The sequence below is a fragment of the Burkholderia sp. LK4 genome, assembly GCF_001043615.1.
GTDB lineage: Bacteria > Pseudomonadota > Gammaproteobacteria > Burkholderiales > Burkholderiaceae > Burkholderia > Burkholderia cepacia.
The window spans coordinates 217,318-241,275 of the sequence record NZ_LDUL01000007.1 but is presented as its reverse complement, the minus strand read 5'-3'; the positions used below and the strand labels follow the sequence as shown (position 1 = coordinate 241,275).

At 62.6% G+C, this 23,958-nt stretch carries 17 protein-coding genes; 10 read left to right on the top strand and 7 right to left on the bottom strand.

Features of this window, described 5'->3' with window-relative positions; translation table 11 throughout:
* Positions 1-106 precede the first annotated feature (106 nt).
* Complete coding sequence (locus VK92_RS03645; protein ID WP_082160844.1) at positions 107-2,671, top strand: peptidoglycan DD-metalloendopeptidase family protein; 2,565 nt, start codon at positions 107-109, stop codon at positions 2,669-2,671.
* A gap of 33 nt (positions 2,672-2,704) precedes the next feature.
* Complete coding sequence (locus VK92_RS41485) at positions 2,705-3,403, top strand: hypothetical protein (protein WP_131723295.1); 699 nt, start codon at positions 2,705-2,707, stop codon at positions 3,401-3,403.
* 247 nt (positions 3,404-3,650) lie between these two features.
* On the opposite strand, the gene VK92_RS03640 is transcribed toward VK92_RS41485, so the two are convergent.
* The 7 genes from VK92_RS03640 to tssH are packed head-to-tail and all read right to left on the bottom strand — an operon-like array spanning position 3,651 to position 14,498.
* A complete protein-coding gene (locus tag VK92_RS03640) occupies positions 3,651-4,397 on the bottom strand; it encodes a hypothetical protein (protein WP_048022882.1) in 747 nt (248 codons plus the stop codon).
* A 30-nt stretch (positions 4,398-4,427) separates the two neighbouring features.
* The gene (gene tssM / locus VK92_RS03635) at positions 4,428-8,090 is read right to left on the bottom strand and encodes a type VI secretion system membrane subunit TssM (protein WP_197092538.1); all 3,663 of its coding nucleotides are present in this window, start codon (positions 8,088-8,090) and stop codon (positions 4,428-4,430) included.
* Positions 8,024-8,206: a hypothetical protein gene (locus VK92_RS42365; RefSeq protein WP_197092541.1), complete on the bottom strand. Its 183-nt coding sequence runs from the start codon at positions 8,204-8,206 to the stop codon at positions 8,024-8,026. Before VK92_RS42365 ends, tssM begins: the two co-directional genes overlap by 67 nt.
* A 15-nt stretch (positions 8,207-8,221) precedes the next feature.
* Positions 8,222-9,661: a type VI secretion system protein TssA gene (tssA, locus tag VK92_RS03630; RefSeq protein WP_048022880.1), complete on the bottom strand. Its 1,440-nt coding sequence runs from the start codon at positions 9,659-9,661 to the stop codon at positions 8,222-8,224.
* On the bottom strand, positions 9,649-10,362 hold the full coding sequence (vasI, locus tag VK92_RS03625; protein WP_081057180.1) for a type VI secretion system-associated protein VasI: 714 nt from the start codon (positions 10,360-10,362) through the stop codon (positions 9,649-9,651). Before vasI ends, tssA begins: the two co-directional genes overlap by 13 nt.
* Positions 10,359-11,918 (bottom strand): sigma 54-interacting transcriptional regulator, encoded by a 1,560-nt coding sequence (locus tag VK92_RS03620; protein ID WP_048022879.1) that lies wholly within the window; start codon positions 11,916-11,918, stop codon positions 10,359-10,361. Before VK92_RS03620 ends, vasI begins: the two co-directional genes overlap by 4 nt.
* Positions 11,919-11,930: 12 nt before the next feature.
* On the bottom strand, positions 11,931-14,498 hold the full coding sequence (tssH, locus tag VK92_RS03615) for a type VI secretion system ATPase TssH (protein WP_048022877.1): 2,568 nt from the start codon (positions 14,496-14,498) through the stop codon (positions 11,931-11,933).
* 477 nt (positions 14,499-14,975) lie between these two features.
* On the opposite strand from tssH, the gene tssB reads away from it, so the two are divergent.
* Genes tssB through tssK form a run of 8 tightly spaced genes read left to right on the top strand, consistent with a single transcriptional unit; the run spans position 14,976 to position 23,958 of the window.
* Complete coding sequence (gene tssB, locus VK92_RS03610) at positions 14,976-15,479, top strand: type VI secretion system contractile sheath small subunit (protein WP_048022876.1); 504 nt, start codon at positions 14,976-14,978, stop codon at positions 15,477-15,479.
* A 40-nt stretch (positions 15,480-15,519) separates the two neighbouring features.
* The gene (tssC, locus tag VK92_RS03605) at positions 15,520-17,001 is read left to right on the top strand and encodes a type VI secretion system contractile sheath large subunit (protein WP_048022874.1); all 1,482 of its coding nucleotides are present in this window, start codon (positions 15,520-15,522) and stop codon (positions 16,999-17,001) included.
* A 15-nt stretch (positions 17,002-17,016) separates the two neighbouring features.
* Positions 17,017-17,445: a type VI secretion system baseplate subunit TssE gene (gene tssE / locus VK92_RS03600; RefSeq protein WP_048022872.1), complete on the top strand. Its 429-nt coding sequence runs from the start codon at positions 17,017-17,019 to the stop codon at positions 17,443-17,445.
* Between the two features lie 19 nt (positions 17,446-17,464).
* Complete coding sequence (gene tssF, locus VK92_RS03595) at positions 17,465-19,231, top strand: type VI secretion system baseplate subunit TssF (protein WP_048022871.1); 1,767 nt, start codon at positions 17,465-17,467, stop codon at positions 19,229-19,231.
* Positions 19,195-20,214: a type VI secretion system baseplate subunit TssG gene (gene tssG / locus VK92_RS03590; RefSeq protein ID WP_048022869.1), complete on the top strand. Its 1,020-nt coding sequence runs from the start codon at positions 19,195-19,197 to the stop codon at positions 20,212-20,214. Before tssF ends, tssG begins: the two co-directional genes overlap by 37 nt.
* The gene (tagH, locus tag VK92_RS03585) at positions 20,211-21,554 is read left to right on the top strand and encodes a type VI secretion system-associated FHA domain protein TagH (RefSeq protein WP_048022867.1); all 1,344 of its coding nucleotides are present in this window, start codon (positions 20,211-20,213) and stop codon (positions 21,552-21,554) included. Before tssG ends, tagH begins: the two co-directional genes overlap by 4 nt.
* Complete coding sequence (gene tssJ / locus VK92_RS03580) at positions 21,551-22,624, top strand: type VI secretion system lipoprotein TssJ (protein WP_048022865.1); 1,074 nt, start codon at positions 21,551-21,553, stop codon at positions 22,622-22,624. The genes tagH and tssJ overlap by 4 nt, the downstream gene beginning before the upstream one ends.
* On the top strand, positions 22,621-23,958 hold the full coding sequence (gene tssK / locus VK92_RS03575) for a type VI secretion system baseplate subunit TssK (RefSeq protein ID WP_048022863.1): 1,338 nt from the start codon (positions 22,621-22,623) through the stop codon (positions 23,956-23,958). The genes tssJ and tssK overlap by 4 nt, the downstream gene beginning before the upstream one ends.

Here is a 23,958-nt window from a genome sequence, read left to right as displayed (position 1 = left end):
ATTAATTTCGCAACAGCTTCTTAGGCATCGACGGCAACCCGCTGCCTGGCGAGCCGACCGATCCGACTGACCTGCCGCTCTCCGAGTAACCTCCAGGAGCCCACCGATGCTCATCAGCTATCCATTCTTACGCGCGCCAAAACCGAAGACCGACGAGGCCCAGGATGAAGGTGCCGTTGGCCTTGGGGAAAAGAGCGGCAAAGGCGCCTTCCCCGTCAGTCACCAGTTCGGTTGGCACGGCGGCGTGCATCTGGTGGCGCCCGGTGGGGACGCGAATCCGGAGCCGGTGCGTGCTATCGCCGATGGCGAAATCGTGTACGCGCGCCCCAGCGCCCCTAAACCGAAGACCACGCCCACCGGCGAAGAACGCGACGCCAACCCGTTGTACTACTACGCCGGCTGGACCAGCAACGGTGTTGTCATCCTCAGGCACCGGACCGAAATCGGCGAGGGTGTCGAGGTTGTGTTCTATTCGATCTACCAGCACCTGAGCACTGTGGCGAAGGCCGACTGGAAGAGTGGTGACAAGGTGTATCGCAAGGACCCCATCGGCAAGGCCGGCGACATCTATGGCAAGTCCAACCGTATCCACTTCGAAATCGTCGCAGACAAAGCGAACGTGGAGCGGTTAATGGGGCGTAGCGAAGGCAACCTGGAGGTCGCAGAAGGGCGGCGCAGCTGTGTCTGGGGCGACATGCACATCGTGATTCCCGCCGGCGTGCCGCTGTACGCGGTCAATCCACGGACTGAAACCCGGAAATATGTGGTGCGGGCCTTCAATTCCACGGTGGGTGCGGCCAACGACACGCTCGAAAGCGTCGCGCAGCGCTTTCGCACAACGCCGGCGCGCATTCTCGCGCTCAATGGCAAGACAGAGGCACAAGCTGGCGATTGGTGGCCGAAGGTCACCGGCGCATACCAAATTGCGATGGCGTCAGCCACGAAGCCGCTCTCACTACCCACGGACGCGCAACGCACTATCCGCGTACCTGCGGTCTATGGGGCGGCGGCCGCGACGCCACCCGATGACCTGACCGCCGAGGTGTGGGCGCAGTGGACCGTGCGACCAATCGGCCGAACCAAGGAAGCCCTGATCGTCACCCTGAGCGAGGCGCGCGGCGACATTACCCTGATTACGCGCGACGTCACCGGCGAGCGCCGAGGTAGCGTGTCCGAGCCCCAAGGGGGCTACAACCTGTACAAGACCGCGGTAGACACCTACCACGGCTGCCCCGGCGCCGGCTACGAGATGCTGCGCTTCGGACGCATCCTTGGGCCCGACGCGCCTGCCGCGACGGACCTGCACGAAGGCCGCTTGCCGCACTTCCGCAAGATCGCGCTCGACGGGAGCACGACCGCCTTCGTCGACCTCAATTGTGCCGGCACGAAGGCTTACAGCGACGCCGACTTTCCCCACTGGCAAGGCTGGACCTTTATCGACGACGACACTGACGGCAACAGCCGCTGCGACTCGATGCAATTGCTCGACCTGATCGAGCCCCGCTTCCCGGCGCAGCATCCCGTCCCGGACTTGCCCGGCTCCGGCGAAGCGTCGCAAGGCGTCGCCACGGTCATCGACGCCGCTACCCAGCATCGTGGTCGGCTGATTCGCGCCTACGCTAAAGCGCAGACTGGCGAAATGCGCGAGCGCTTGAGCTACTGCGTGGTCAAGATGCCCAGCGAATGGGCACGGGACGATTTCGTCAAGCGCTGGGACTGGCTGAAAGGTGTCGAAGGGCAGAGCCCGGTCGCCAATATCCTGTTCCCGATTTGTCTGGGCGATGCGGCCTATGAAAGACTTAAGCGCCATCATCAGGCATTAGCGTTTTGGGAGGATGCGGTGGAGAAAGGCCTGACTCTTGATAAAGAGCACTATCACTTTCATCCGACGAAATTTATCGATGCTTTCAAGAAATGCGGGTGGCTTTGTAAAACTGAGCTGGCAAGAGCATTGCCAAATGCAAGAAGCGCTGATGTTGACCGCTTTCTGATCCCGATAAATTTCTGTATGAGGAAGTATCTAGGGGGAAGTCCCATTCGTAGAAGTCATTTCATAGGGCAAATGGCGCACGAGACTGGCAGCCTATCAGGCACGATGGCTGAGAAAGGAAATTCCTCTGCGAGCCGCCAGTACGAAACGGATGCTGATTATTTCCGTGGGCCAGATAGCTATGTGAAATTTCTGGCCGGTCAACGTTATGAGAAAGTAAGTAATGATTTGGGTAATGAATACTCCCCCGGCGGGACTGGCGATGGAATTAAGTTTCGAGGGCGAGGCAGCCTGCAAATTACCGGGCGAGCGAACTATGCCAGCTATTGGGTTTATCGTGGTTGGCTGCGCACCACATCATTTGATGCGAGTTGGTGGAGTGTCAATGGTTGGTGGAGCATTCCGAGGCTATCAACAATATGCCCGGCCATTATAAACACTCCGCAGAGAATTTCGGCGCGCGAGTCGGGGAATGAATACAATCCGGTCGACGTTGGTGGAATGTTTTGGATGGATAAAAAGATTAGTCTTGTATGTGATCCTGAAAGCCCCAATACAATCGCCGCAGCGACTTCAGACGCCGTGTCTATGAAAATAAATCGCTACGATATGCCTACATTCCCGGCGAGGCGAGCACGGGTTGAGGCGGCAAAGAAGGTTATTTGCGATGCGCTTCAGTGATGCGGGGAATTTGATACGAATGGGGATGTGTCCATGAAGACCAAATCGGCTGCTATCGAAATATACTTTATTATCATTGCGTCACTATTTATATTTCCCGGTCCGTCGTCTGCATCTGAGGGGTGTGTTTATAGCGAAATGAAGGAGATTCGCATGGAAACATCGGTGGGTGCTGTATCTACGGTGGAGGTTAAATATTGTGGTGACGATGAGGGAGGTTACGTCTCTGTTAGTATGCTCACTGGGAAAAGGAGGCAGAATTATAGGTTTCTTACTGATAATCGGGCCTATTCTATAAGTATTGACTCTGAAATTGATTTAAAAAATGACGGTGGGCGTGGCCTTGGTGTGGCAAATGGTCGCGGAAGGTCCGGGGATGGTATGTGGTACTGGGTTTTTGATCGGAAAGCGAAATTATACAAATACATTGGTGAGGCGCCAAGGCTTTATCGTTCTAAAACAAGGCGCGGTGGAATATTTGCAATTGAGAGTGGCAGTGGGGACGTGCAATCGATGCGTTATGGTTATCAGATAAAAAACGATAGATTGACCATGGTTAGTGCCATTGGTTTCATTCCTATCGGTGGCGAATACGAAATATCTTTGATGACCTGCACGCCTGACTCTCGTTGCAGAGAGGTTGGCAGACTAAAAGATGTCTCCCCGGAGAAGGTGCAGAGGTGCATGAATGGGACAGAGGATTGCGACCAAGAACGAGGTCCAGGAAGTTAACCTAACAACTCATGTTGCCGCCACCTGTCGCGGTGCGATCGTCGAAATGGTGGTCGTTCCGAACATACCGCCACGCGCGGGAGGCGGCGACATGAGTTTTCAGGTTCACTTTCTCCTGGCGGCCGATTAGGAAGTTATCCTGATCCGGTTCTTAGTGAAGAGCTTGCCGGAAAATCTGATCTGGCAGTGAGTCGAGGGGCGCTAGATGATCGTATTGCCTGATAAGCGGTGCATCTTATGGGGCGCCTTAGTCGCCCGGTTGCATCCGGATCGCATCATAGATACTTATTCCAGTCTGCGATCTGAGCGTAATTGCCAGAATAATCAACAGAACATTTGCGATGCAGGCCATCCATACGAACGTCATGGATGGCTTCAGCGACTCCTGGGTAAATTGTTTCAGCTTCGTGGAAATGAATTCCGGGTAGCTGAGCTTGGGATCGGAAAAATTGACGTCATCCATTTTTATTTTTCGAAGGCAGTAGTTCGTTGCCTTCTTGAAAAGCCATGACATGCTGTCGCTCTTGTTTTCGTGAATTAACTTTGAGCGAAGTGCTCTCCAATTGGGTATGTGTTTCGTAAATTCGGGTTGCCTGGAGATCACCCTGTTGATGAGTGCTTGGATTTTTAGTTCTAAGAAATCGGTCAGCTTAAGAGTGTGGGCGTTATAGATAAGGGTGCTTATTGCCTGCTTGTTGGCTAAAACGATGAATAATGGAACATTCAAAAATCCTGAAAGAACCAATAGCGATGGGAAAAAGTTCGTCCTGAAAAGATCGCTGATAGCTAGAAGCATTGCCAATGGATATGCATGTCCGCTCACGTGAGCGGCGGCGATGCCGTGTTGTTGGCTATTAACGGTCAAGCAGAGTCCGACGATGATATTTGTGAATACAAATGCACTTCCTATCAGGAGGGTTTTTATCCAGGCCCACATGGACCGCCTTGAGATGGTCGATATGATTCTCAAGTTCTCATTTGTTATGTTTTTCATGCGGACTCCTGTAAACGCAGTACGTTCTATTTAACCGGCACCGTTCTGACGCGCGCTTGGCTTTACCTGTACCTCGCCCTGTCCGCCAGTCGACGCATCCGCACGCCGCTCGTCCTGCAACAGCGTGCGCGGCAGCGCGAAGCCCTTGAACAGCGGCTGGGTGAAGGGGTTGTTGGCCTTCTCGGTGCTGATGCGGTAGCGCATGCCGCCATCGGCAGCGGTGAAGCTGAGGTCGACGCTGGTGGCGGTGGCGCCGTTGAGGCGGGCCTGGCTGAGCAGGCGGTACAGCGACCATGGGCCGCGGTAGATGAGCCCGCTGCTGCTGCCGCCGGCATGGGCCAGGGTCATGCGGCTTTCGTTGCTGGGCGCCAGGGTGTTGGGCCAGATGACGGCCGTGCTGGTAGTAGGCCCGTGGTTGTACGTGATGAGCTGGCCTTCGACGCTGAGGGAGCTGCTGCGCTTGTTGGCGGCCAAGCCCAGGGGTTCGACGAAGAACTGCACGCCGAGTTGCCCACGGCTGTTGAAGAAGGCGTCACGGATCCGCTCGGCAGCTTCGAGTTGGGTGAGCACTTCGTTGCGCACCAGATAGCCGCCCAGGCGTTCGGAGTACAGGGCTTCCAGGTTGTCCTGGATGAACAGGTTGAGATACTTGTCGCGGAACTGTTGCAGACGGCCCTGCGGCCCGAAGAACGCGGCGAAGTCGTCGAGCGACACCTCTTCGCGGCTGGCCGGATTGAACGGGTAGCGGTTGGCGAGTCGCTCGCGATAGAAACCGTAGACGTCGGAATCCCAGCGTTTTTCCAGCTCGCGCAAGGCTTCGACGAGGACGATGCGCGAGGACTCGTCGGCCAGCTTGCCGACCTGATGACTCAACGGCTCGGGCAGGCCACCGGCGATGCGTTGCAGATTGGCGATGGGATCGGGGCCTTTCTGAGCGAATCGTTCGAGCGTGACGTTGAGCGCGGCTTTGCCGCGGTCCGGGCTGTCATGCACGGCGCGCACTTTGTCCTGCACGGCACCAATGGCCTGCATGGTTTCGTCGAGATATGGGGGCCGCTCGCCCTTGGCTTCGAGCAACTGGCTGATCGGCGAGAAGGCGCGGGCGATGGTGATGATTGGCAGCAGTGGGGCTTCGGACTCGGTGAGCTTGTCCACCTTGTCGGCCAGTGCGGCGGCCTTGGTTTGTGAGGCGTCGATGCCGGCGTTGGCCGTGGCGGCGGGCGGGTTGCCGAGTTCGCTGTTGTCGCGCACGGTTTCGACCAGGCGCCGCAGCGGTGCGGCCGGGCTGGTGACGCTGCCCAGGATGGTGACGGCCTGACCGATATCCTGGAAGTCGCGGACCGCGATCTGGTTGAGGTTGCGTTGCCAGGTGTCGATGTAGTCGCGGCTGTAGAGCGCGCGGATGCGATCGGCCAGTGCTTGCTTGTCGGCGTCGGAGTAGTCGACGTTGCGTCGCTCGCCCAGCGCCCACTGGTCAATCATGGCCAGCTCGGTAATGTCCTGGCTGTGCGTAGCGAAGTAGCCGCGGTAGCCCTTGGCGGTGAGCAGGGCATCGATACGGCCGTTGGCGGGCGGGTTGCCGTCCTTGCCTTCTGCAGCGCGTTCGGGTTCGTACACGATGTCGTAGGCCGGGCCGATTTCGTTGCGCAGATCCAGAGGCGCGCGCAGCGCGGCGCCGGCCTGGCGGCGCAGGGTCATGTAGACGCGCTGCGGCAGCGGGATGGTGCGCAGCTCGCGCTGCGCGGCAGCCACGCGCTCCTGGTATTGGGGCAGGCGCGTGTCGGCGTACTTCATGGCGTAGTCCAGGTGGCGCATCAGCGCGCGCTGCACGCCGTCTTCACCCGGGAAGGCGGTTTGCCAGTGCGCGGCCATCCAGTTTTCGACCACGGGCGCGCGGCGGTTGGGGCGGTCTTCGATCATGCGGTAGACGCGCAGCGCGGCCAGTTGTGTATCGCTGTCGGTGCCGGCGCCATTCAGCTCGGTCATCACACCGCTGGCAAGTGCCGGCAAGAAACGTTGCGACAGCAGGGTGAGGTAGGCCTGGTCTACCTTGGGGCCGATGGTGCGACCCTGGTACAGGCCGAGGTCGGCCACGACCGGCCAAGCATCGCGATAGTTGCCGTAGACGGCGACCACGCTGCCGATCTGGTCCAGCGGTTGCAGTAGATTGCGGCCGGTAGGGTCGAGCGTGCCGTCGATGGCGTGGGTGCTGAATGTGCGGCTGCGTTCGAGCACGCTCAGGGCTTTGTCGCGATTCAGTGCGTAGTAGTGGTACCACGCGCCGATCACGAGCGCGCTACCCAACGATGCTACGCCGAAGCGCAGGGCCAGCGCGTGTTTCTTTTCGGCGATGACCTTCGGGTTGTCGCCGGCCAGACCGGATTCCGGGTAGATGACACGCTGGAACAGGTGCTGCGCGAAGTAAACCAGGGAGCGCCCGCTGGGCTGAATGTAGTTGATCGGCCCACGCAATGAATAGGTTTGCGAAGCGGTGGTGAGGAAGGCGTTGTTGAGCACGCCTTGCTGGTAGACCGAGGAGAAGAACACGCCGCGCGGCAGCGCCGGGGTGACGTAGCGATCACTGCCCAGCACGTCGGAGAGGAAGCCAAGCAGCAGCGGCCGCAGGCCGCTGAGTTGTCGGGTGAGCGAGTACAGCGCCTCGCGCTGCGAAACGTCGGGCACGTCGGCCAGGCTGTCGAAGACCTGCTCGTTCAGGCGATCGAGGAAGGCGTCGTAGCGCGTGCCGAGCTCGTCCAGCCAGGCGTCGTAGCGCTGGATCGCATCCAGCGTGAAGCTGAAGCCGAAGAGGTCTTCGCGCACAGACTTGGGCATCCGCGCGAACAGTGTTTCGAAGCCTTCCAACAGATCGAACTTGCTGAGCACGACATACAGCGGCGGCCGCGTGCCGAGCTGCCGGCTCAGTTCGGCCAGGCGTGCGCGCAGCACCGCGGCGAGCGCCTTGCGATCGCTTGGCGACTGGTGCGCCAGGGTTTCCAGACTGACCATCAGCACCACGCCGTTGAGAGGCCGGCGGCTGCGGTTGCGGCCGAGCCAGCCGACGAAGCTGTCCCACAGCCGAGCGTGGATATCTTCCGGCAGCACCCCGTGGCGGGTCAGCCGCATGGGCAATGCGGGCGCACTCGCGGTGGATAGGCCTTCGTCTTCTGCGTCCTCGGACGCACCGAACTGGGCGATTCTCGGCTGGCTGATCAACTCGCCCGGCGGGTCGATGAGAATGGCCTGGTCGCCCATCCACCAGTCGATGGCGTAGAGCTTGTCCGGGTCTTCTTGCAGCCGCCGACTGCCGGCCTTCATTTCGCCGGTGAGCGAGAAGCTTTGGCCGGAGCGGTTGACGAAGCTGGTCTTGCCGGAGTTCTCCTGGCCCAGCACCAGATACCAGGGCAACTGGTACAGCGCTTGCCGGCCCTTGAGGTTGGCCTGCAGGATCGCGAGGCTGTGATCAAGATCGCGCTCCTGCGCTTCGACGTAGCGCAGACACGGGTCGGTCTGTTGCTCTTCCACATGCTGCTGCTCGGCCTCCAGGCGCATGGCGCGCTTGCGCAGGCGCAGCGCCCACAGCAATAGCGGCACCACCAGCAGAACTACCGTTGCCAGTACCCGGGCGGTCAAGCTTGCCAGAGGGCGATGTTCGCCCCAGCTCCACTTGGGCCCCAGCCACCAGATGGCAGCCACCAGATGGCAGCCAGCGCGAGCGCCAGTAGCAGCAATTGCAGCAGAGGCGCGCCTTGCCGCCCCCAGCGCACGATGAGTTGGCCGTAACGTTGCAGTTTTGACCAGATGTTCCACATGACGATGCTCCCTGTTTAATCTTTGTGCCTCGAGGCATCCGACTGTTGTCGTTCGAGAAGGCTGAAGAGGTCGGGCTCCCACTCGGGCGCCGAGGCGTTTTGCATAGACTGGTACGCACGGACGAACAGACCATCGGCCAGCCAGGTGAGCCCGCGCGGCTGCAGCAGTTCGGCGGCGATGGCCATGACATGGCAGCGGTGCCGCAGGTCGACCGCTTCCTGTTGAATCGCTTCCAGCCGACGAAGCACCGACTCGACGCCTTGCGCTTCAAGCAGGCCGCGCAGTTCGTCGCGCACGCCGGCGTAGTCGCGGCCGGCGGTGGCCGTGGTGTCGCCCGCGTGCGCGCCGCTGATCCAGGCCTGGGTTTCTCCGTCCACGAACGGACGCCCATCGGCAAATTCCAGTTTGCCCAGCGCGGGAAGCCGGGTGACGAAGCGTTCGGCCGCCTGGCGGATGGCCTCGGCCACCATCGGCATCTCCAGGCGCCGGGCGATGCCGGCGGCAAGGTAGCTGCCGCGCAGCCAGTACGGCGAGGTGGTGACGCTGCGCTCGACTCGTTGCAACAGCGTTGGGTCGACAGCGTTGGCACTGAGCGCTTTCGCATACCCTTCGGCCACATCGGCGGGCACGGCCATCAGTTCGGTCTGATGGTGTTTGCGTGCTGACGGCGCGTTGGTCAGGTGGGCCCAGAGGGCAAACCGCCGCAGCAAGTAGCCGGTCGGGTCGTAGGGGTCTTGCTGGTTGATGATCTCCGCCGCGGCCAGCAGCGACTTGCGGCCCTCGCGCTCGTTGCCGGGCGTGGGCAGGACCGGCGTGAAGAAGGCGTCCGATAGCACCTCGCCGCGCGCTGGCGTGTCGAGCTGCCTGGCATCGGCCAGTTCCGGCGCGCGCAACGCTTCGGCCTTTTGCCGCAGCAAGGCCTCCAGCCTAGTGAGCGTGGACACGTCGAGTTGAGCGCTCTCGGCACTGCGTTGCAGGCTATCGAGTGCGGCCTGGCCGGCCTTGTAGAACTCTTCGCCGTAACCAGTGTTTTCCAACGCGGCCAGGCTGTCGGACAGCCGCTCCAGCAGTTGCCCCACCAACCGTCGCTTGGCCAGGTAGCCGGTGGCGCCCGGTTTCGGGTAGCTGGTTTCCCAGTAACGTTCGACCATGCCGGCCAGTACGCCGGTGGCCTCGGCCCAGCCGCGCCAGCTGTGTGTGCGTGCGCGAGCAGTCAGCAGATGCCCGGCGATGCGCAGGTGCTTGCACTGGCTGCACAGGTAATGCTGTGCGGCTTCATCGACGTAGGGCCAATCGATGGTCGCCTCCTGCAAGCTGCCGAGCTTGACCATTTCGTGGTCGATGCCTTGGTAAGCATCGTCTTCTTTATCGAACACGCCGGCAGGCTGGCGTGGATCGAGCGGCGCCAGCAAGGTATCGAGGTCCAGCGGGGCGGGCAGTTTCACCAGTGACATGCCTCGCGCTGATGGACCAGTTGCTCATGGAGCCGGGAGACGTCGAAGACCAGTCCGTCGAAGGGGGGCTGGTCGCTCTCGATCTGCAGGCGCTGCGCCGGGCGGGCCAGGTGGCGCAACTGCTCGATCGCCACCAGGCCGCGTCCTGCGTCGGTGACCGTGCCGTCATCGAGGACCTGCCACGGCTGGCTGGCCGACACGGGGCGGCCGTCCAGCAGCAGCCGTAGATTGGCGCGGTTGAAGGGCAGTGCCCCGGTGGTCAGCAATTGCAGGCGCGAGATGTTCTGCAGACAACTGATCGCGAGGGTGGCGCCGGGTGTCGAGCCTCCCAGTGCCCGCGCCGAGATGACCACCGTATCCTGGCCGGGCAGCTTGTCTGGTGCGCGCGTTAGCAATAAGCCGGTGTCGTTGGCGCGGCGCTTGGCTTCGTTGGCCTCGACCAGGGCGGTGATGTCCGGCCGCTTCGTGCTGGCCGGTGCGACGGCGGGCGTGGGTTGTGTCGCGGGTGCCTTGGCTTGCAGCGTTGCTGAAGGCGCCGATGTGGGCGGCGGCGGGGTGCCCGCCTTGGCGTCGAAGCAGGCCAGCCGTTCCTGCGGCGACACGATGGTCGTGCAATCGTTGCCGGCGGCGACGGCGGAGTGCTTTCCGTCGCAACCGGCCAGTGCCACTGCAGACAGCAATGCCAGGCTGAACGATTTCATGATGGGTGATCCTCTCCATTCAAATTCCACTCCAGGCATTTGCGTGCCAGCGTGCGTTTGGGTATGCCGAGGCTGAGTGCAGCCTCGCGCCGCGACCCCTCGACCCGGCGCAGCCGTTCGCCGACCACGAGGCGCTCGAAGTCCAGCAAGGCTTCCGGCAAGTTGTCGGTGTGCAGGAGCTGTTGCAGTGCCGATGCCGTCGGCGACAGCGGCTCGCTCGGTGCCGGCATTTCTTCTTCCAGGTCGGCCAGCAGGTCGCCGCGGATGTGCTTGCCGGGCGCGGTGCGCTCGGCTGCGGCAAGCACCACGCTGCGCAGCTCGCGCACGTTGCCGGGAAAGGTGTGCGTTTGCAGGCGTGCCAGCGCCCTGGCTGAAATGCCGGCGATGTTGCCTTGGCATTCGCGGTTGTGTTGCAGCAGCACGTGCGCGACCAGCGCCGGAATGTCTTCCGGGCGCTCGCGCAGCGGCGGGATGCGCAGCACGCGCTGGCGGATGCGGAAATAGAGGTCCTCGCGGAACGCGCCGTCGCGCACGAGTTCAGGCAGGGGGCGGTGGGTGGCGCAGATCAGGCGGAAGTCTGACGCCTGCTCGCGCGTCGCGCCTATCGGTCGATAGGTCTTCTCGTTCAGCAGACGCAGCAGGGTGCCTTGCAGTTCCAGCGGCATATCGCCGATTTCGTCGAGGAACAGCGTGCCGCCATCGGCCTCGGCCACCAGCCCCGTGCGTGCCTGAGTGGCGCCGGTATAGGCGCCGCGTACCGCGCCAAACAACTCAGCTTCGATCAGGTCTTTCGGAATTGCCGCACAGTTCACCGGTACGAACTTGCCCTGGCGGGATGAGGCTTGGTGAATCAGCCAGGCCGCATGATCCTTGCCCGAGCCGGTTTCCCCGGTAATCAGTAAGGAGAGCGACGAGTCGGCCAGCCGCAGCATGTCGTCGCGCAGCCGACGAGTGGTCGGCCCCACACCGACAAAGCCGGCAGCCAGCAAGCGGGCGGCTCGTGCCTGTTCCTGGCCGTCCCCGCTCCGCGGCTGCTTCTTCGTGCTACGGGTATCGGACGACTCCTGCAGGCGCGCCATCAGCACATGATGCAAGGTGGTCAGTTCCTGCCAGGTCGGATCGGCTTGCCAGGCGCGCAGAGCCGCATCGCCACCAATCAACACGAACACGCCGACCACCTCCTGCTGTACGTCTTGAATCGGCAGCACAAGCAACGCGGTGCCGGGAACGAGGTGCTCGCGCAGAGCGTCGAAGCCGGTACCGACGTCGATCAGCGATCCAATCTGCGCGACATGGCATGGCTTGGCGCTGCGCAGGCAGTACACCAGTGGATTGTCCAGTTCACCCAGCGAGACGGGGGAAAGTGTCTCGGCACCCGCCATATGGGCGTGGGCAATCGGTATCAGCCGATCGCCGGCGCGCTCATGCCAGTAGCAGAGCGCCTGTTCGATACCCGTGCCATTGCAGGCGGCGCGCAGCCAGGCACCGGCCAGCGAAGCCATGGTGTCCGCCTGCGCTAGTTCGCGCGCGAGCAGGGCAACGCTCACGGTCTCCATGCCGTGTTCCACTCAGTGCAGCATGGCCAGAAAGACGCCGTCCTGCCAGCGTAGATCCGCGCGCTGGAAAGGCGTCCCCTTGGCCTGCTGTTGCAAGACAGCGAGCGATAACGGAGGCAGCAGTTCGCCATCGATGCTTGCATCCAGCATGCGCGCCCCGTTGGCGTGCCGTGTGCAGCGCGAACGCAACTCGTCGCGTGCACTGTCGTCCACCTCCAGAGGGGCGTTGTAGCGCTCGAGGAATTGCCGCCGCAGACGCTGCAAGCGGCTGTCCACGATGTCGCCCAACACCACCTCGTCGAGGTATCGGTACGGCACGAGCTGCATGCGCGCCAGCAGGGCCGGCTTGAAGAAGCGCATCAACTGCTGCCGCAGGCTGTCGACGTCGAGGTCGGACAGCGACGGATCATCCTGGTCGAAGCCGAGGTTGGAAGTCAGGAAGAACAGGATGTTCTGGCAGTCGATGCGGCGACCTTCACCGTCGGCCAGCTCGCCCTTGTCGAAGGCTTGGTAGAACACGTTCAGCACTTCCGGGTGGGCCTTCTCCACCTCGTCGAGCAGCACGACCGAATAAGGCTGTTTGCGGATGGCCTCGGTCAGCACGCCGCCTTCGCCGTAGCCCACGTAGCCGGGCGGTGCGCCCAGCAGACGCGACACGGTGTGTTTCTCCTGGTACTCGGACATGTTGATCGTGGTCAGGAAGCGCTCGCCGCCGAACAGCGCATCGGCTACCGCCAACGCCGTTTCGGTCTTGCCGACACCGCTGGGGCCGACCAGCAGGAACGCACCCATCGGCGTGCCCGGCCGGCGCAAGTCGGCCACCGCCGTGAGCAAGCGTCGGTGCAACGTCTCAAGCGCCGTGTCCTGTCCTTTGACGCGCACACGCAAGGTGGTCGGCAATTGTTCGAGACGCGTCAATTGATCGCTGTTGATGGTGGTGGCCGGTATGCCGGTCCAGTCGGCGATCACCTGGGCAATCTGCTCAGCGCCCACGTCGGCATGCAGCAGAGCGCCATCGCGTTGCAGTTCGGCGAGCTCGGCCACTTTGGCCGACAGCAGCCCGGCGATGTCGTCGTCGACCTCCTGGCCGCGCAGGGTGACGATCGTATCGACGGCTGCTTTCTGCTGTTCCCAGGCTTGTCGCAGTTCGGCGATGCGCGCTTCCACCTGTTGTCGCGCATCGAGCAGGTTGTCCTGTCGTATCGTCGACGGCGTGCGGCCGGACCGGGCATCACGCGTCAGGTGCTCGGTCTCCGCATCGATCTGACGAAGCTCGTTCTCAAGCGCGGTCAGGCGGCGCGGTGGCTCGGCCAGTGCGGTGGCGACGCGTGCGCACGCGGTGTCGAGCACGTCGATGGCCTTGTCCGGCAACTGCCGGCCGGACAGGTAGCGCGCCGACAACGAAGCGGCGGCTCGCAGGGCATCGTCCCCGATATAGACCTTGTGCGCTTGCTCATAGAGGGGGCGCAGGCCGCGCAGGATATGCACGGCATCCTCCGGACTGGGCTCGTCCAGCTTCACCAGTTGGAAGCGCCGTGTCAGTGCAGGGTCTTTCTCGAAGTACTTCTTGTACTCGGACCACGTGGTGGCGGCGATGGTGCGCAACTCGCCGCGCGCCAGCGCGGGCTTGAGCAGGTTGGCTGCATCGCTGCCGCCGACGGCGTTGCCGGCGCCGATCAGCGTATGCGCCTCGTCGATGAACAGGATGATCGGCTGCGGCGACGCTTTCACTTCGTCGATCACTGCCTTCAGGCGCTTCTCGAATTCGCCCTTGACCGACGCGCCGGCTTGCAAAGCGCCGAGGTCCAGCCCCCAGAGGTGAACGTCGCGCAGCGGCTCCGGTACGCGTGCCTGCACGATGCGCAGGGCGAGTCCTTCAACGACGGCGCTTTTGCCGACACCGGCGTCGCCGACCACGATGGGGTTGTTCTTGCGGCGACGCGACAGGATGTCGACCATCAGGTCGATCTCGGCATCGCGGCACAGCACCGGGTCGATCCGCCCTTCGCGAGCCTGCACAGTGAAGTTGTGGCCGAATCGGGCCAATGCACTGTCGTCACCGCCGACGGCCGCAGGGCGGGGGTCGGCGGATGCTGTATCGGCGGCCTCCATCGATCCGGCCAACAGTTCGCCAAAGCGCTTGCGCAGCGGTTCCCGGCTCACGCCGTCCAGCAGGCGTATCGCTGCCAGCGGCAGGTAGCGCCCCGGATTGAGTAGCACGGCGAGCAGCAGGGCGCCGCTACGGATCTCCGCTTGTCCCAGCTCCACCGAACTGAGCAGCCATGCCTCCTGCAACAGCTCCACCAGCAACGGGGAGAAGGAGGGGTATTGATTGTGCCCGCTCCCCCCCTCGGGAAATGCGGTGGACAGCGCGTGCCGCGCGGTGTCCACCTCAATCCCCGCAATGCGCAACACGATACGCACGTCACACTGAGGCTGATCGAGTAGCTTGAACAGCAAGTGAGGCACGGTGACTTCTGCGCCACGCTGCCCAATGCAGAGGCTGCCCGCTTCTTCCAAGGCATGCCGACACAACGCATTAAGGCGCTCGAAGAGCGCCGGGAGATCCACCGTAATCATGTAATCGAACTCCCCTTTTCAGGAAAGGTTTTTATTAGAAAAATCGTCTCCGCGATGCCAATAATGCAAACGAGTGTTTCGGTCTGGCGTTTTGTATGAGGTGGGTGAGGGAACCTTCGGTTCATACGCAATAAGCACACGGCCAAGCTATCGAGGAAACCACGTCAATAACTCGCTCGTCCATCAGATTTGTCTGAAATTTAAGAGCGATATTTCCGTAAATTCGGCATTCGAACGAAGATGACATATTCGGGAATAAAAATAAGACATGTCTGATTCCATTAATTGCCATTAACGTCTAGCCTCGTCGTTTGCGAGCGGAAAGCGATTTTGCGGCATGCCACAGATGGTGTTGGTTCGGCGGGGCTTGGCTCGGCCGACATGCCTTCGTTTGCACTGCATACACCTTGGCGCGCTATGCGCCGGGGTTTATCGAATCTCGCGCTGCAAAGACTTCAATTCGAATGGGAGTGGCTCATGGCAAAGCAAGGATCGGTCGCACCGAAGGAACGAATCAACATTCGCTACGTTCCGGCAACGGGCGGTGAGCAGGAGGAAGTCGAACTGCCGCTGAAATTGTTGGTGACGGGCGACTTCAAGGGACGTGAGGACGAGGTTGCACTCGAAGACCGTACCGCCGTCAGCATTAACAGGGACAACTTCAACAACGTGATGTCCGAATTTGGCTTGGGGCTGACGATGGATGCGCCGGCCGTACTGGAAGAGGGTGGCGAGAACGACACCTTGCCGGTCCATCTGAAGTTCGGCGCCATCGAGGACTTCAGTCCCGATGCCATCGCCCGCCAGGTGCCGGAACTGCGCAAGTTGCTCGAGCTGCGCGAAGCGCTGGTGGCGCTCAAGGGGCCGATGGGCAATATCCCGGCCTTCCGCAAGCAGTTGCAGGCTCTGCTCGGTGACGAAGCCTCCCGCGGCAAGCTCGCCAAGGAGCTGGAACAGTTGCTGGAACCCGGCAAGGCCTGATGCCGCGCTGTTCCTCTTCCCCTTTGCAAAGGACATAACAATGACACAAGCACAAACCACTGCTGCCCAAAAACAGGACGCGCTGCCGCAGGAGGGCCTGCTCGCCCAGATCATGGCGCAGACCCGTCTGCAGCCTGCCCAGGAGGGCTATGCCGTCGCCGAGCGCGGCGTGGCTGCCTTCATTGCCGAGATGCTCAAGACCGATGCACGCGAACAGCCGGTCAACAAGCAACTGGTCGACCAGATGATTTCCCAGATCGACGCCAAGCTCGGCAGGCAGATGGACGTGATTCTCCATCAGCCAGCCTTGCAGGAACTGGAGTCGGCCTGGCGCGGACTCCATCGACTGGTGGCCGGCACCGACTTCCGCGAAAACATCTTCATCGATGTGCTTCACGTCACCAAGGATGAACTGCTGGAAGACTTCGAGAGCGCAGTGGATATCACGCGCAGTAATGTCTACAAGCTCATCTACACCGCGGGTTACGGCCAGTTCGGCGGCAAGCCCATTGGCTGCATCGTCGGCAACTATACCTTCGGCCCCTCGGCGCCCGACATCAAGCTGCTCAACTACGTCGCTGCGATTGGCGCCATGGCGCACGCACCGTTCCTCGCGGCGGCCGGTCCCGAGATGCTTAATCTGGACTCCTTCCAGGACATCCCCAACCTCAAAGAAGTCAAGGACATCTTCGAAGGCCCGCGTCACGCCAAATGGCGCGGCCTGCGCGAATCGGAAGATGCGCGCTACCTTGGTTTGACCATGCCGCGCTTCCTGCTGCGCCAGCCGTACGATCCGCTGGAGAATCCGGTTCGCAGCTTTGGCTATCGCGAAACCATCGACGGTCGGCACGACAACTACCTGTGGGGTAACACGGCCTTTCTGATGGCCAACCGCATCACGGACAGCTTTGCGAAGTACCGCTGGTGCCCGAACATCATCGGTCCGCAATCGGGCGGCACCGTGGATGACCTTCCGGTGCACCTGTACGAGTCGCTTGGCCAGCTTCAGGCGAAGATTCCGACCGAAGTGCTGATTTCAGATCGGAAGGAGTTCGAGCTGTCTGCAGAGGGCTTCATTCCGCTTGCCATGCGCAAGGACAGCGACAACGCCGCCTTCTTCTCCGCCAACTCGGTGCAGAAGCCCAAAGTCTTCCAGAACACGCCGGAAGGCCAGGCCGCGCAAACCAACTACATGCTCGGCACGCAACTGCCGTACATGTTCATCGTCAACCGTCTGGCGCACTACATCAAGGTGCTGCAGCGCGAACAAATCGGCAGCTGGAAAGAGCGCCAGGACCTGGAGCGCGAACTCAACAACTGGCTGCGCCAGTACATTGCGGACCAGGAAAGCCCCTCCGCCGACGTGCGCAGCCGCCGGCCGTTGCGTGCCGCCAAGGTCGTCGTGCAGGACGCGACGGGCAACCCCGGCTGGTACCAGATTTCGCTGTCGTTGCGCCCGCACTTCAAGTACATGGGCGCGAGCTTCGACCTGTCGCTGGTCGGTCGGCTCGACAAGGAATGACGGAGGGCATGACACATGCCGCGTTCCCTCGGCCAGGGCAGCCTGTTCGAACGGCTCGATCCAGATCTGCCGCCGCGCCGCATGCGCACGCGGCAGGCGCTGGCCTCGGAGCGCATCGGTGCCATCAAGGACCACCTCGAGCGCATTCTCAATAGCCGCCAGGGCAGCTCACAAAGCTGCCCTGGCTTCGGCCTTGGGGATCTGAACGACGCCGCGGCCAGCCAGATGGACCTGCGCCATCAGGTATGCCAGGACGTGCGTACTGCGGTAGTGGCCTACGAGCCTCGCGTACAGGTGCTGAACGTTCATCCCGTCACTGCGCACGGCCAGACGGGGCCGCTGCATTTCCGTTTGCACTGTCTGGTGCCAGTCAACGACAACACGGAGGACGTGGAGATCGATCTGCTCGTCCAGCACCGGGAGCGCTGGATCCACGTGATCTAGAACCCAGCCAGGAGGGCTGATGCCACTGAAGCGAAAGTTCCGCGAAGAGCTGGACTATATGCGCCGCCTCGGCCAGGTGTTCGCGCGCAACAATCCGCAGCTCGCGCGATACCTGGGGGAGGAAGCCACCGATCCCGATGTGGAACGCCTGATGGAAGGCTTTGCCTTCCTCACGGCCAAGCTGCGTCTGAAGATCGATGACGACTTCCCGGAGTTGACGCATCCGTTGCTGCAACTGCTGTGGCCGAACTACCTGCGTCCGTTGCCCAGTGCCACCATCATGCAGTTCCTGCCGATGGACCGCACCATCACGGAGCGGCATGTGATCCCCAAGGGGACGCGCATGCGCGCTCGCGAGGTAGACGGCATTCCCTGCGAGTTCCGCACCTGTGCGGACATGGCCATCTATCCCTTGCGGATCGATCAGGTCAGCGATGCGCACTCGCTGGAGAAATCGACCGTGCGCGTGGATCTGTCCACGCTCAGTCAAAGCCCGCCCAGTACCTACGATTGCGACCAGCTCGATTTCTACCTGAGCGGCAGTGACTACACCGCCATGACGCTTTACCTGTGGCTGGCGGAATACCTCGGCGAAATCCGCATGGAGGTCGCGGGGCAGGTGCGTCACATCCCCGCCAGCCAGGTGTTGTTCCACGGCTTCGCCCCTGATCAGGCGCTGCTGCCATACCCGAAGAATGCACTGGACGGCTACCGTGTTTTGCAGGAGTACTTCCTGTTTCCGCGCCGGTTCTTCTTCTTCGGTATACGCGGACTACGTTCGCTTTGGCCCACCGAACAGACCGGGCAGATTCGCCTGGAATTCGTTTTCACCCGGCCCATGCCCGAGGACGTGCGCATTCGCACGGGCGATCTGGCGCTGTACTGCACGCCCGCCGTGAACCTGTTCGAACACGAGGCCGAGCCTGTTCGGCTGACCGGCAAAGCGGTGGACTATCGCCTGAGCCCGGCAGGGCAGCGGACGGACGCCTACGAGATCTTCAGCATCGACAGTGTCGACGGCTGGAAAGGCGAAGGCAGCGGAAAGGCCGGCGAATGGCTGCGTACCTACCAGCCCTTCGAGTCGCTGCGCCACCAGATCGACTACGAGCGCGGCTACACCACGCTCTACTACCGCACCCGCATCGAACCGTCGATCACAGCTGCCGGTGTCGAGCACCGCGTATCCTTCGTGCGTGGCGACGAGCACCACTACATCGGTCGAGACGAGACGGTCTCGGTGTCGCTGACCTGCACCAACCGTGATCTACCACTGGCGCTGGGCGCGGGAGACGTGTGCATCCCCACACACGACGTCCCCACCTTCGTCAGCGGTCGCAACCTGACGGCACCCACCCCGTCGTATCGGCCAGTTCTGGACGGCAACCTGCAGTGGCGGCTCGTCTCCAATCTGTCGCCTACCTACCTGTCGTTGTTGTCCGCCGAGCCGTTGAAGGCCGTCATCAGCGCATACGACTTCGCCGCTCACCACGACATCCAGCGGCGCCGCGCCACGCAGAAGCGCCTAGATGCGCTGTTGGAAGTCTCTACCACGCCGGTCGACCGCATGTTCCAGGCGCTGCCGATTCGCGGCATCCGCAGCGTGGTCAAGCTCGATCAGGCGGGGTTTGCCTGCGAAGGCGACCTCTACCTGTTCGGCACGGTGCTGAGCCACTTCCTCGCGCTGTACAGCAGCATTTCCTCCTTCCATGTGCTGGAGGCGATCAACACCACCAATCAGGAGCACTACGCATGGCCCTTGCGCAGCGGAACCCAAGCCCTGATCTGACTGAAAAGCTGCTGGCGGGCGCCAGGAACCATGACTTCTTCTTGCTGCTGGAGCGGCTGCATGCGTTGCACGGCGACGACCTCGAATCGCCCGAAAGCGACGATCCGGAGCGTCAGCGCATCAAGCTGAGCAACTATGCCGGCATGGGTTTCCCGGCCTCCGACGTGTCGCTGGCACGGCGCCTGACGCACAGCGAGCCGCATCAATACGAAGTGCAAGCCACGTTCTTCGGCATGCACGGCCCTGACTCGCCGCTGCCGTCCTACTACGTGGAGCGACTGGCTTACGAGGCCGGGCAGGGTATCGGCATCCGTCCGGCGTTCTTCGACGTCTTCCATCACCGTCTGCTGACGCTGCTGCACCAGGGCTGGCGCAAGTACCGGCACTACATCCGCTTCCGTCCCGGCGCCAGTGACCCGCTCTCGCAACGCCTCTTCGCGCTGATCGGTCTGGAGAACACCGCTATCCGTGGCGATACTCCCATCGCCTGGAGCCGCCTGCTCAGTTTCGCCGGTGCCGTGGTGCATCGCAGCCGTTCGCCCGCGATGGTCGCAGGGCTGATCGCGCATTGCTTCGACCTCGAGGACGTCGAGATCCGCGACTTCGAACTGCGTCACGCCGACATTGACCTCGGCGATCGCGTCCAGCTCGGTTGCCTCAATGGCCAGCTCGGCGAGAGTTTCCGCGTTGGCGACAGTGTGCGCACGCGCCACGCCAAATTCACCATCGTCATCGCCAACCTCAGCCAGCAGCGGTTCCGCGAGTTTCTTCCGCACGGCGAGAACTTCGAGCGTCTTCGTCTACTGGTCGCCTTCCTGCTGCGCGACCAAACCCCGTGCGACCTCGAACTGGCGCTGCGCGAAAACGAAATCCCTTCCTTCAACCTCTCGGGCGATGTCGGCACCGAATTGGGCTGGACCAGTTTTCTGGAACAACCTGCATTGCGTCGGCCGCCTCGCGTTCAACTGACGGTGCGCGCATGAATACGGTATCCACGGAGCCCCGCCTGGCTTTGGTTGTCGCCAATCCGGAAGCCTTGCAGCAAGGCACGGCGCCGCGCTACAGCTTCGACCCCGCCGGCGGCACCATCGGCTCGCAGGGTGCCAGTTGGCTGCTGCACGACCGCGTCGGCCGGGTGAAGCCTCAACACTGCGAAATCCGCTTCGAGGATGGCGGCTATCTCGTCATCGATCGTAGTGGCTACACCCGGCTGAACGAACAGACCCGTTCTTTGGGTCTGCACGCCAGCGCGCGCTTGCGCGACGCGGACACCCTGCACGTCGGGCCGTACCGCCTCACGGTGCACCTGGACGAAGAGCAGCACGCGTTGCCGGATCCTTCCCGCGTGCTGGCTCAGCACGGCGTCGAGGAGTTGATGCGGTTGCCCGACGACTACCTGGACACTTTGCCCACCGAGGCGTCCGAGGGGCAGCACTCCGTTACGTCGAATCCCGACTGCGCCGCTTTCCAGGCCTTGAGCGAGCCGCCGCGGCCGCAAGGCCAGCTCGACCCGTTGCACGCGCTGGACCTCGTTGCCCAGCGAAGCGCAGGTGGCGCCGAGGGCGCCTCGCTTGACCTCCATCACTACGGCCTGTCGCCGCTGGCGGCCCAGGTCGACCTTGCCGCCACGGCGCAGGAAGCCGTTTACGGCAAGCCAATCCATGCATCAGGAGACACCATCATGTCGGAGCCCGACAGCCACAACCCCGCCGCTCGCGAGTGGCTGCATGCGCAGCAAGCCAATGGCCACGATCCGGCCGGCGTGGTCAATCCGCTGGTCGAAGGGCTCGGCGCGCCAGTCGGGGCGCTGGACGCCCAAACAGCCTACGCGCTGCTCTACGAGGCAGGCCGTAGCCTGAGTGCGACCATCAGCGGCCTGAGTGCTTTGCACGGCGGCGCGCCTGGACAGCGCCAGCGCACGTTGCAGCCCATCGAAGACAACCCTCTGCGTCTGGGGCAAAGCTACCCGGACACCGTACGCGCTATGTTCGCCGCCGATCGCAGTGTCGTTCACCTGTCGCCCGCGGCAGCGATCGAGGAATCGCTGGAGCAGATCATGCGCCAGCAGCGAGCCACCCATCAGGCCATCACCGCCGGTCTCAGCGCACTGCTGCAAGCCTTCTCTCCGGAGCAACTGCAACGGCGATTCACCCGTTACCGACCGCCGCAAAGCGGCCAGGGGAACAGCGACGGTTGGGCCTGGCAAATGTATGGGCACTACTACGACGAGCTGATCTCCGGGCGCCAGCAGGGGTTCGACAAATTGTTCTGGGAGGTCTTCGATCAAGCCTACGACCAGGCCTTGCGTGCGGAGGCACCATGAAGCGAAGCCTCGCGCTTCTGCTCGTCGGCATGCTGCTTGCCGGCTGCAGCACCGTGGGCAACGTGTTCAAGAAGACGGGCCGGGTCTTGATGGACCCGTCCATCCCGGTGGGCGCGCCCGACGACCAGCCGACGCGGATCGCCTTGAGCCTGTATGCCAGCGCCGACGTCAATCCCAACCCGGTCAGCGCATCGGCCGTCGACAGCGGCGCCGTGGTCGATGAACTGACCGAGGAGAAGCTGGTCGGGGAGGGCCCGTATTCCGTCAGCTTCAATGGCGCCACCAAGGGCGAACTCATCAGCGGCTTGCGTTCATTGCTGGACCATTTGCAGGGCGAGGAGGGTATCGTGCCACTGCCGTCGCATGGCACCGGGCGACCGCTTCCGAATTCCCTCACAGTCACACCCACCGGCAAGCCACCCTTGCCGCCGGATGGGCAGCTTCGCCGCAGCCCGCTGCTGGCCGGCGCGCCGGGTGTTGCGCCAAACCTGGGCCAGTACCGCAAGGGCGACAGTTTGGCCGCGACGAGTGCGCTGGCACCGGCGCCAGATTCACCAGCGCCAGCGTCCAGCACCGCCGCCACACCGGTCGCCTTCCAGGTACTCCAGCTCAAGGACGACAGCATGCTGGAAAACGCAGACCTCGACCTCGTCAGTCAGAACCCCAAGAAGGCGCTGGGCAGCACGTTCATTGCCGCAGACGACTACACCCTCGCGCCCGGCCAGTTCAAGTTCATCGAATTCAGCCCCATCGAGGACAAGGCCCGTTACGTGGCCGTCGTCGCCGCCTTCCACGATGTCAATGCGACCCGCCGGTACGACGTTTTCCGGCTCGAACCGCGCGGGCGCAAATACGCCTTGCTGGTCACCCTGCAAGACACCCGCGTCACCATTACCAACGAGGCCTATCGCGCGCCGGACCCGTCGCGCGAACCCGCCCACGGCGCGCGGGACCCGCAACGCAAACCGGTCCGCGGCGCACCGGACTTGGTGCGCAAACGGCCCTCCGGTCCGCAGCTGTTCCGCGGATCGTCCCGCGAGGCGGCCACCCAAACGAGCAAGCAACCATGACCACCCGCAATCCCGTCGCCTGGAACGAAGGGCTCTTCGTCAAGCCCCAGCATTTCCAACAAACCAGTCGCTACCTCGAGCACTACGTCAATGTCCGCTTGGGGCGTAAGTACGGCTACGGTTTCGCCGAGCTGGTGTTGAACCAGGATTTCCTCGCCATCGGCAAGATCGCGATCGTGCGTGCGCGCGGCATCCTGCCCGACGGCACCGCCTTCGACATCCCGCACGACCAGCCGCCGCCGGAGCCGCTGGACATCATCGATGCCACCGCTGCCAACCAGACTGTCTATCTCACGCTGCCGCTGCGTTCCGATGGCATGGCCGAAATCCGCTGGCCGGACACCTACGCCAATGCCCGCTACTTAGCGCGCAGCGAAGATGTGCGCGACACCCACAGCCACCAGGGCAACCACGTCGCCGTGACCATGGCTGTACCCAATCTGCAACTGGCGCTGGAACGGGACGATCGCAGTGCCTTCACCGGGCTGGCAATCGGCCGCATTCTCGATCGGCGTCCCGATGGCAGCCTGCTGATGGATAGCGGCTTCCACATCACCGGCCTGCATCTGCGAGCCATCAGCCAGCTCGCGCATTTCATGGAAGAAATCGCCGCGCTGGCGCACGAGCGTGCCAGGAGCATCGCCGAGCGCATCGGCTCGCCTGGCCAGGCCGGCGTCGCCGACGTCACCGACTTCAACCTGCTGCAAGCGCTCAACCGTTGGCAGCACCTGTTTCGGCATCTGGCACGCGACAGCGACGTGCATCCGCTTGACGCCTACCTCGCGTGCGGCCAGGCCTGCGGCGAACTCGTGACCTTCACCGACGAGGCGCGCGTGCCACCGGAGTTCCCGGCCTACCAGCATGACAACCCGCAGGCCACCTTCCACCTGCTGCAGGAAACCCTGCGCCGCGTGCTGAGCACCGTGCTGCAACCGCGCGCCGTGTCTCTGCCGATGGTCAAGGAGCGCCATGGCGTGCTCACCGCGCAGGTCAACGACCCCAGCCTCATGCAGAGCGCGGAGTTCATTCTTGCCGTGCGTGCGCGCATGCCGCTGGACCAGCTGCGCCAGCTCTTCCTGCAACAGGCCAAGGTCGCCTCCCAGCAGACGCTGCTAGATCTTATCCGTCTGCAACTGCCCGGCATTCCGCTCAGCCCACTGCCGGTGGCGCCGCGCCACCTGCCTTTCCATGCCGGCTTCACCTACTTCCAGCTCGATCGCACGCATCCGAACTGGCAGAAGTTGATGCAGAAGGGCGCCAACGGTTTCGGCTTCCACATCACCGGCGACTTCCCGGAGCTGGAACTCCAGTTCTGGGCCATTCGGAGTCAATGA

Coding starts and splice junctions, on each gene's coding strand:
- VK92_RS42365 (WP_197092541.1), bottom strand. CDS start 8,206: ATGTGGAACATCTGGTCAAAACTGCAACGTTACGGCCAACTCATCGTG.
- tssG (WP_048022869.1), top strand. CDS start 19,195: ATGGCCCTTGCGCAGCGGAACCCAAGCCCTGATCTGACTGAAAAGCTG.
- VK92_RS03645 (WP_082160844.1), top strand. CDS start 107: ATGCTCATCAGCTATCCATTCTTACGCGCGCCAAAACCGAAGACCGAC.
- VK92_RS41485 (WP_131723295.1), top strand. CDS start 2,705: ATGAAGACCAAATCGGCTGCTATCGAAATATACTTTATTATCATTGCG.
- tssE (WP_048022872.1), top strand. CDS start 17,017: ATGCCGCGTTCCCTCGGCCAGGGCAGCCTGTTCGAACGGCTCGATCCA.
- VK92_RS03640 (WP_048022882.1), bottom strand. CDS start 4,397: ATGAAAAACATAACAAATGAGAACTTGAGAATCATATCGACCATCTCA.
- vasI (WP_081057180.1), bottom strand. CDS start 10,362: ATGAAATCGTTCAGCCTGGCATTGCTGTCTGCAGTGGCACTGGCCGGT.
- tssC (WP_048022874.1), top strand. CDS start 15,520: ATGACACAAGCACAAACCACTGCTGCCCAAAAACAGGACGCGCTGCCG.
- tssF (WP_048022871.1), top strand. CDS start 17,465: ATGCCACTGAAGCGAAAGTTCCGCGAAGAGCTGGACTATATGCGCCGC.
- tssH (WP_048022877.1), bottom strand. CDS start 14,498: ATGATTACGGTGGATCTCCCGGCGCTCTTCGAGCGCCTTAATGCGTTG.
- tssK (WP_048022863.1), top strand. CDS start 22,621: ATGACCACCCGCAATCCCGTCGCCTGGAACGAAGGGCTCTTCGTCAAG.
- tssB (WP_048022876.1), top strand. CDS start 14,976: ATGGCAAAGCAAGGATCGGTCGCACCGAAGGAACGAATCAACATTCGC.
- tssA (WP_048022880.1), bottom strand. CDS start 9,661: ATGTCACTGGTGAAACTGCCCGCCCCGCTGGACCTCGATACCTTGCTG.
- tssJ (WP_048022865.1), top strand. CDS start 21,551: ATGAAGCGAAGCCTCGCGCTTCTGCTCGTCGGCATGCTGCTTGCCGGC.
- tagH (WP_048022867.1), top strand. CDS start 20,211: ATGAATACGGTATCCACGGAGCCCCGCCTGGCTTTGGTTGTCGCCAAT.
- VK92_RS03620 (WP_048022879.1), bottom strand. CDS start 11,918: ATGGAGACCGTGAGCGTTGCCCTGCTCGCGCGCGAACTAGCGCAGGCG.